We start from the raw sequence: 8862 nt of genomic DNA, 5'->3' as shown, positions 1-8862 counted from the left end.
TCGGTTGTTAGACCCTGTTCGCCTTGTTAGCGTGTAGTGCACTGGCTGCTTCTTCAGCTACAGAAAGTTAACCCTGTAACTGGTAAAATGGAAAGTAGTGATATTGAAAAAATGAAACTGAGCTAATCTAAAGGTTGGCTGCAATTGTAATTAGGCTCGTAGATGGCCATTCAGTGATTTGGGGAAAAGCATGAGAAACAGCTGGCGGCAAATTCTGGACAAAAATCGCAGATGGAATCCAGCAAAAGAATTAAATTACCTCAGCAAAAGAAAGCAGCCGTACCCCGACTTTAATCGACGGATGTTGCAGAAGTCGCAGAAGTGGGATTGACGCAAAATGTGTGCAAATGAATTGACCATCAATGCGCGCAAACCGACGACTCAAAATGCGCTTTTGGCCTGATTTTCAAAAAATGGGCAAAAAACGGCGGACTTAAAAAGTCAAATGCTTCGTTCTTGCGTTTTCGGGCTATTTTTCTGAAAACAGGCCAGAAACAGAAAATAAAATCAGGTTGTAGCGCAGAGAAACAACTGCAGCCAACACTGGTAGCTGTTGCACAACTCAGAGTTAAACCGGGTTACGCCTAATTACTTTTCCCATCTCACAAGTTCTTTCCAATTCCTGCCGCCGTAAAAGGCATAAAAGTATGGCTGCAGGAGGCCTGGGTAGGGCCATAACCGCCGGTTGGCTCTTTTCAGGTTTAAAGCGCAGGAGTTTTTTGAGGTTATAGGCCGAAGCTGCCAGCAGCATCACTTTTTGAGCCTGCTTTATCCCTCGGGTATTGATCTTGCGTAAGCCCATGAAGTTGAGGAGCGTGCCCAGCACCGGCTCCACCGTTGACTGCCTCAAGCCCTTCATCCGTTTGCCCCAACGGCTGTTGATTCGCCTGATCACCCGTTCGTACTCCTCCCGGTAGTAGGTGATCCCCGCCTTCTTCTCATGGCCCTTGCCGATGCAGCCTTCCCGCACAGGGCAGTTCTTGCAGTCCCTGCGGGCGGTGAAGTAGACCTTCTTCTTGATGTTGTTTTTCGGCTCCACTTTCACCTTCCGGAACGTGGCCTTCTTTTCCTGCGGGCATAGACAGCAGTCTTCTTCTTTGTCATAGGTAAAGCCTTCCGGATCACCTTTGTAGGTGCCGTGCGGGGGAATAAAAGCCGTAATATGCTGCTCTTCCAACAAGGCATAGTTCTCACCCATAGAGAAGTAACCAGCATCCGGCAGCGGTGCGAAATTTTTTAACAAACCTTGCAGAACTGATTTTTCGTAGTAACTTTGAAGCGCAAAGTACTTTAAGATGAAAGATAAACAGGACTACATCCGGGACATAACTGAGATACGCTCCATGATGGAGCGCTCTTCCAAATTTCTGTTCCTCTCTGGTTGGGCAGGTATCTTGGCAGGTGTTTATGCCTTGTCAGGGGCCTATGTGGCCTATAAAGTATTTGGTTTCAACCCAGATGGGATAGAGTACAGCCGCATGCAGGCAGGGGAGATGTCTCCCAACTTACAGAAGGCCATCTTTTTAGCCGTTCTTATCTTAGTACTGGCCCTGTGCACTGCTGTTTTCTTTTCCTATCAAAGAGCCCGTAAAAAGGGCGAAAAACTTTGGAATGCCACTGCCAGGCAGCTTCTACTCAGCATGGCGGTTCCGTTTATGGCAGGTGGGCTCTTAATCCTGATTCTGATCTCCTACGGATTGATTGGCTTAATTGCCCCATTAACCTTATTGTTTTACGGTCTGTCTTTATACAATGGCAGCAAGTTCACATATGACGTAGTGAAAGTCTTAGGGCTTACTCAGATTGCGCTGGGCTTAATTAGTGCCTACTTTATTGGGTATGGCTTACTGTTCTGGGCTTTGGGCTTTGGGGTGGCTCATATTTTCTATGGCATTTATGTGTATTACAGGTACGAGCGGTGAAGATATTAATTAACGGTTTGCATAAAGCATTTGAAAGCAGGATCAGGCTCGGCATCATGTCGGCGCTGGCAGTGAACGATATGCTCGATTTCAACTCCCTGAAAGAATACCTGGATGTGACCGATGGCAACCTGGCAAGCCATTTAAAGGCGTTGGAAAAAGAGGCCTTTATTGGGGTAGAAAAGTCGTTTGTCGGTAGAAAACCCAATACCAAATATGGCATGACCAAAGAGGGGAGAAAAGCATTTGAAGATCATCTTAAAGCCTTGGAAAAACTCATTAAAGGCGTTTCTGAATAGTTAATTGAAAGCAATGGTTTATGCAAGCAGGAGTCCTATTATTTCTAGGTAATGTTAAGCAACTTTAAATTCTGTACAGAACACATTACTGTTTTTTTGTCTAATTGCTTTGTAACTCAAAGTACTTTAATAAACTTCTGAAAACCATTTATAACTTATAATTCTTAATCATCATGAAAACTCAAAACAATTTCACAGCCCAGACAAGCCATCCAGTTTCATTCATTAAACCAATGTTAGTGGGAGGGGGGATTGCTCTTTTATTGATCCTATTCTTTGTAACCGGGGTTGACAATCCTAACCCTGAATGGGGGAAGTATTGGATGATTAGACCTCTCATCATTACCCCTTTAGCCGGTGCAACGGGTGGGGCGTTTTACGCTTTCATGGATTATCAGAGTTCCCGAGGTTTCAACAGAACCTTGGCTATTCTCTTAAGCATAGTTGTCTACTTCATTGGCCTATGGCTTGGTACTGTTCTGGGATTAGCGGGCACCATGTGGAATTAAAAGCCTTAAAAGAGCAGACTTCAAGACTTAGTTAACACCAATCTCCCAAGCAGACCCTACTGAACTGATACATCTCTGTTTTTAGCCTGAATTACAGAAATCAGGCCAAGAACAGAGATGTATCTACCAGTAGACTGACGCATTAAAATACATAAAAAATTTATAGAGGTAGCTTCTAAGAAGGCGTAAAGTATACACGTATGAAAGAGGAAATTCGCACCCACCTAAATGACCCCAGACACCTTGAAAAGCTGTACCGAACCAACAAAGTGTCTTTCAAACGGGACTTCAGTACCCTATACCCAGAGCTCAGAGGCAACACCCTCGCTGATTTCTGGAATGAGAGGCTGAATTACGAAAGTGAGGAGATAAACTGGGGCAGCAGCAGAGAGTTGTTTTTTGTGTTAATTGCTGTTTTGGTGGCAGGTCTAATTGCCAAGTTCCCGGCCTTTTTCTCTATTGAGGAGGAGTTTTTCTATCCCAGAAACATCGGGTTTATCATCTTTCCGGTGCTGTCGGCTTACTTTGCCTGGAAGAATAGATTATCAACCGGTAAGCTCGCTTTCATAATAGGCCTAACCTTGGTGGGGATAATCTTCATCAATTCCCTGCCTAATGTGCAGACAAGTGACACCTTGATCTTATCATGTATTCACTTGCTCTTATTTCTATGGTCTGTTCTAGGCTTTGCTTTTGTTGGTGAAGCGAAAAATAACGCTGAGAAACGGCTTGGCTTCCTAAAGTATAACGGCGACTTGGTAGTTATGACTACCCTCATTGTGATCGCAGGCGGCATTATGACCGGTATTACCATTGGCCTTTTCTCCCTCATCGGGTTTCATATTGAAAAGTTTTATTTCGAGAATGTGGTAGTGTTTGGCCTTCCTGCGGCACCCATCATAGGTACTTATCTTACCCAGACCAATCCGCACCTGGTAGGGAAAGTTTCACCGGTTATTGCCAGAATATTCAGCCCATTGGTATTAGTCATGCTGGTCATTTATCTCATCGCAATGGTATATTCGGGTAAAGACCCTTACAATGACCGTGAGTTCCTACTGATCTTCAATGCTTTGTTAATTGGCGTAATGGCCATCATTTTCTTCTCAATTGCTGAGACCTCTAAGGCAAAAAAAAGCCAGGTAGAAATATGGGTTCTCTTCCTACTGTCTGCTGTTACCATCATTGTGAATGGCATTGCATTGTCGGCCATCTTGTTCCGGATCTCAGAATGGGGAATTACACCTAATAGAGCCGCAGTTTTGGGGGGTAATGTTTTGATTCTGATAAATCTGCTTTTAGTAACGGTGCATCTTTTTAGGGCAGTTTCAAAGAAATCAGATATTGCCGATGTAGGAAAATCCATTGCCTACTATCTACCTGTTTACTGTTTATGGACTATCATCGTAACTTTTCTATTCCCCTTGGTATTTGGGTTTAAGTAAAAGGCAGAATGCTCGCAGATTGCATAGAAGAAATAAAATTAATCTAGGAGAAATAGTCATGGGTAGCACATCTAGCGTCTGGAATATAATCAGCTGGGTATTTGGTGCCCTTGTTTTTACAATTGGGGTCATGAATATGGTTCTAGTGCACCCCGTACCGGGAATTATTTACTTCCTTCTTTCTTTCATTTACTTTCCGCCGGCATATTCTCTCCTTACAGAAAGGTTTGATTTCTCCATTGCGGCCATAGTCAGAATTATCATGGGAATAGTCATTGTCTGGTTCACGTTAGGAGTGAGTGACCTTGGGGATATGATAGACAAAATGTAAAATCTATGAATCAAGGTAATCGTCTGATCAACCGAGAGGTGTAAATAGAGAAGGTACATGAGCATTTCTTCTAAAGTAGACCAATTGCATTTGCAAGCCAGAGGAAACAGGTGGCTCTATTTGTTTGCCATTTTTAACCGGGTGGCCCTGGCTGCGGGCTTTATCTCTTCTGGTATGGTCAAGATTTTAGGGGAACGGTTCACGGCCTTATCAGTGAATCACCCCATGGGCAACTACCTGGAGGCCCTTTACCACACGGGCTATTACTACACGGTAATTGGGGTAATGCAGGTAACAGCTGCGGTTTTACTACTCTTTTCGCGTACGGCCATTTTGGGAGCGGTCATTTACTTCCCCATCATTCTAAACATCTGCATTCTGTCCCTGTCGGTGCGTTTTGAGGGTTCCTTTGTTTCTTCGCCCTTGATGGTGTTTGCCAATTTGTACCTGCTTTGCTGGTATTACCACAAGTGGAAATACATTCTTCCGTTTAACCGCGCTTTTATTGAGAATGAATTACCCAAGTGGAAAGACCTGAGCAGCAAGTTCCCCACGAGGTTCTTTGCTGGCGTGGTTGGTACCGTTACCCTGGTCATGCTGATTTTCTTCTTCGGCTATGACATTATGCCCCGCAACACGTCAAGAGACTGTAAAGAGCAATGCGAAGACAGTGCTAATCCGCGAGCGTGTGATGATTTCTGCGATTGCATTCATAAAGAAGGGCAGCCCCTTGAAAAATGCTTAGAGGCTTATGATCAAGCTAACTAGGGAATAGGTACTTATGAATCACCCAGCAATTCACCCCCATCTTAGTCACCCAGATTTTACGCAATGGCTAATGACATCTGCATTTACATGTGTTCATGCGCCGTCATTTTAGTCTCTTTTTTTGCTTAATGACTTTGAAACGCAAAGAACTTTTTAATTATAAATCGAAATTAATAAAAACACAAAGTATATGAAACTAGAACTCAATGACATCTGCAAAACCTTTTCTAATGGGTTTAGGGAAATCAAGAACATGCCCCTTACAAGGCGCATTCCCTTTCTGGTAGTACTCCTGTTTGGCACCTGCTTTACGGACGTCCCCGCTTCCGCGCAGGACAAAACGGACAAGATAGACCAGAGTTTCAGTTGGGCCAAGAAAGATACGCCTGGGTGTGTGTGCGCCGTCTCGCAGCACGGGAAAGTGGTCGTGAACCGCGCATACGGCTCGGCTGACCTAGAGCGGGAGGTTCCGTTAAACCCAAACTCGGTCTTTGATATTGGATCAGTGAGGAAGCAGTTTATCGCGGCGGCGGTTCTCCTTCTTGTGGAAGAGAAGCGCCTTTCTTTGTCCGAAGATATCCGCAAATATCTTCTGGAGTTGCCCAATTATGGCCAAAAGATCACGCTAGACCACTTGCTTACCCATACCAGCGGCCTTAGAGACTGGACTGGGTTGTTGCCGCTGGCAAACGGAAACCCCGACGCCTTAACCCTCATTCTGCGGCAGCGCGGCCTCAATTTTGCGCCTGGCGAGGAATGGTCTTATTCCAACAGCGGCTACGTGCTGCTGGTTGAAATAGTGGCGCGTACCAGCGGAATGCCGTTCGCAGAATTCGCGCGCCAGCGCCTGTTTGAGCCGCTCGGGATGAAATCGACCACTTACGTAACCGATATGACGGACATGGTGAAGAACCGCGCCCTTGCTTACGAGAAAAAGAAAGACAGCTGGAAGCTGGATCTGTATTTGGGCAATGACCGTGGTGGCGGTGCCATCCTCAGCACGGCTGGCGACCTTGTTATCTGGAACGATGCACTCACAAGCAATCGCCTAGGCACGCTCGTTAGCCAGACGCTTCAGGAACCAGCAACGCTGAACAACGGGAGAAAGCTCGGCTACGCCCGTGGTCTGTTTCTGGAGACCTTCCGCGGAGTCAAAGAGGTGTGGCATTCTGGCGGGGCAGCCGGGTATCATTCATGGCTGGGTCGCTTTCCGGAGCAGGGCATCTCCATCGCTGTCTTGTGTAATTCAGACGCCATGGCCGCCACGGCAATGGCAGAACGCATCGCTGACCAGTTTGTGACTTATGAAGACTCCCAAAAAGCCCCAGCCAAAACGCCACCCGCACTCTCGGGTGATGCCCTGGCAGAAGCGAAAAACAAAGAGGGGCTGTTCTTCAATGAGCGTACCGGTGAACCGCTGCGCCTGGTGGTAGACCGCGACAGGTTCCGCATTGCCGGTGGCCCTGGTCTTGTGCCGGTGACCAAAGACCGTTACCGCCGTTTGGGTGCCTTCGTGCAATTCATGTCGCAGGATGAGTTTGAATTGCACTTCCTGTCACCAGATCAATTAGAGCTGAAGTCCATGGAGGGCAAAACAACCCGTTATCTCCGCGCCCAGCCCTACACCCCCACCGCCGCCGACTTACAGGCATTTGCCGGCCGCTACCAAAGCGAGGAGATCGGGGCATTTTTCGACATGGCTCCCGGAAAAGACGGCTTGCTGGGCCGCGCCAACGATGCGCCGGGCACCGGGTTCGCATTCAAGCCGGTTAAGAGCGACACTTTTCAGCTAGGCGGAGTAACCCTGCGCTTCCTGCGGGACAAAGCCGGAAAGGTGGTGGCCCTGGATTACAGCAATCCGGTAGTCCGCAACATTAGGTTCACGCGGCAGAACGACCTAACCAGTCACCGCTAACCTAAAAAACCATGAAAAAGGAAATTATCAGACTTACTACTCGCCTGAACTACTGCCCAGTGAATGGATTCTCTCCTCAAGGGAGAATCTTCAATGGACAGGCGCCGTAAGCGTAACTGAACAGTATTTGCTAGCCTTAACGCTCTTTGTATTCCCAAGTTCACGTTAGAGCATGTTTACATTTCATTTTTGCGCTGCAAACAACCAGAAAAAGAACCTGCGTTCACGGTGGCGTCTCCCCGTAGCGCTGATACGCTGCTCAAAAAACGCTTCCGCAGAACCTTTCTCTGGTCATTTTCCGGAAGCAAAGCAGCCGTTGGTCGATTACTTTGCTGTGGTAGCATATCGGTTTTCGCTTTTTGTTCTGGTAACGGTTCCTTTATGTTGGAAATGAGCGGGAAAGGATTCAGAAAGATGCTTCCCTTCCTTGAGTTAACCTGTTTAGAGTTTCTGCAAAACATCTTACGCAAGCGGCACCTTCTGTTTATCGGCTGTTTTAGCCAAAACAGCCGATAAACAGAAGGTGGCTGATAAGGTCATCCGGGTGAAAGCACCGTTTTTCTGAACCAGATAAAAAACTCTAAACAGGTTCTTTGATAAAGACCAACTGAAAAATCAGAAACAATGGAAAACCATCAGGTAAGCCTGTCCATCCCATTGGTTAAGTTAAATTTAGCTAAAAGACGGCTTTGTGCACAAGCCTGACGTACGTTTAGATGCAGCGAAGATTTAGAAGGCTAAAAATGGGCGGGCCCCAAAAATGAGTCTTGATTTCCGCGCTGCGGGTATGCTCTGGAAAGGTTAGGGTACCGGTTGCCGTAGAACCTGACTTTGATAAATACATATTCTCTACCTAAAACTATGCACCTATGGGATTTTTTTCAGCACTACTTGGGAACGCAGGAGCGGTAAACCAGGAGACGTTACTAAAAGAGTATGGCAAACTGCTCGCCGAAGGCGAAGAGATAGCATTAGGCTTTAAGCTGATTAGGGACACCTTCATCTTTACGTCTAAAAGGCTCATCGTGATTGAAGTACGCGGAGTGACGGGAAACAAAGTAGAATACCTCTCTATTTCCTATAAAAGTATCTCCCGGTTTAGCGTGGAAACGGCGGGTACCTTTGAGTTGGACGCAGAGCTCAAAATATGGGTTTCTGGGGAGGTGGAACCCAGTATCCGGAAGAATTTCAATAAATCTGTGAACGTGTATGAGGTGCAGAAAATACTGGCGCTTCATGTGCTTAGATAACGAACCTGTCCAATGCCTGTTGAACGTTTGGGTTTGACGGCGAAATGGCAAAGGTAAAGCAGGCTCTCTGCGCTATTGTCTGATGTTACGCCTTCCTGCCGGTGGTTCCCGGCGAGTCTGGAGACTCGCTTCATCCCCGGTCACAAGACGGGAGTCTCGCGCCAGTTTACTCTACACCTGTGAGGTCTTGGAGACCTCACAGGATTCTGCGTTTTGGGCCTGTTTTCCGCAAAAGAGGCGCAAAACGCATCAGCAGGGAGCTTTCTCCGGGACTCATCTTGCAGGAAATAGTAATGCTTTCCCCTGCGTTTCTGTTTTAAGCCTGGTTTCCCCAAAGTAACCCCTAAACGGCCCTGGATACTTCTCTGTACCTTTGCGGCGGTTGTTAAACAGCAACGAGACGAAGCAAAACTCAGTATGAGT

Annotated in this window: 8 protein-coding genes; 7 read left to right on the top strand and 1 reads right to left on the bottom strand. The window is 46.7% G+C overall.

The annotated features are described in order from the left end of the window. Positions 1-568 precede the first annotated feature (568 nt). Positions 569-1243 (bottom strand): transposase, encoded by a 675-nt coding sequence (locus HHO50_RS08605; protein WP_181305588.1) that lies wholly within the window; start codon positions 1241-1243, stop codon positions 569-571. Between the two features lie 52 nt (positions 1244-1295). On the opposite strand from HHO50_RS08605, the gene HHO50_RS08600 reads away from it, so the two are divergent. The 7 genes from HHO50_RS08600 (at position 1296) to HHO50_RS08570 (ending at position 8439) form a co-directional block, all read left to right on the top strand. Beyond that, complete coding sequence (locus HHO50_RS08600) at positions 1296-1922, top strand: hypothetical protein (RefSeq protein WP_181305587.1); 627 nt, start codon at positions 1296-1298, stop codon at positions 1920-1922. Continuing rightward, positions 1919-2221, top strand: coding sequence for a transcriptional regulator (locus tag HHO50_RS08595; protein WP_181305586.1), 303 nt, complete (start codon positions 1919-1921; stop codon positions 2219-2221). Before HHO50_RS08600 ends, HHO50_RS08595 begins: the two co-directional genes overlap by 4 nt. Before the next feature lie 173 nt (positions 2222-2394). Continuing rightward, complete coding sequence (locus tag HHO50_RS08590) at positions 2395-2730, top strand: potassium transporter KefB (protein ID WP_181305585.1); 336 nt, start codon at positions 2395-2397, stop codon at positions 2728-2730. Positions 2731-2930: 200 nt separating this feature from the next. Then, positions 2931-4175 carry a hypothetical protein gene (locus HHO50_RS08585; protein WP_181305584.1) on the top strand — a complete coding sequence of 415 codons (1245 nt, stop codon included), beginning with the start codon at positions 2931-2933 and terminating at the stop codon, positions 4173-4175. A 388-nt stretch (positions 4176-4563) separates the two neighbouring features. Continuing rightward, on the top strand, positions 4564-5274 hold the full coding sequence (locus HHO50_RS08580; protein ID WP_181305583.1) for a DoxX family protein: 711 nt from the start codon (positions 4564-4566) through the stop codon (positions 5272-5274). 190 nt (positions 5275-5464) lie between these two features. Beyond that, the gene (locus HHO50_RS08575) at positions 5465-7189 is read left to right on the top strand and encodes a serine hydrolase (RefSeq protein WP_181305582.1); all 1725 of its coding nucleotides are present in this window, start codon (positions 5465-5467) and stop codon (positions 7187-7189) included. Between the two features lie 869 nt (positions 7190-8058). Beyond that, positions 8059-8439, top strand: a complete 381-nt coding sequence (locus HHO50_RS08570) for a PH domain-containing protein (protein WP_181305581.1) — start codon at positions 8059-8061, stop codon at positions 8437-8439. Positions 8440-8862 lie beyond the last annotated feature (423 nt).

This window comes from Rufibacter sp. XAAS-G3-1 (assembly GCF_013623775.1).
In the GTDB taxonomy this organism is placed as follows: Bacteria; Bacteroidota; Bacteroidia; order Cytophagales; family Hymenobacteraceae; genus Nibribacter.
Note: the sequence above shows the minus strand (reverse complement) of the source record. Positions and strands in the feature narration are given on the sequence as shown.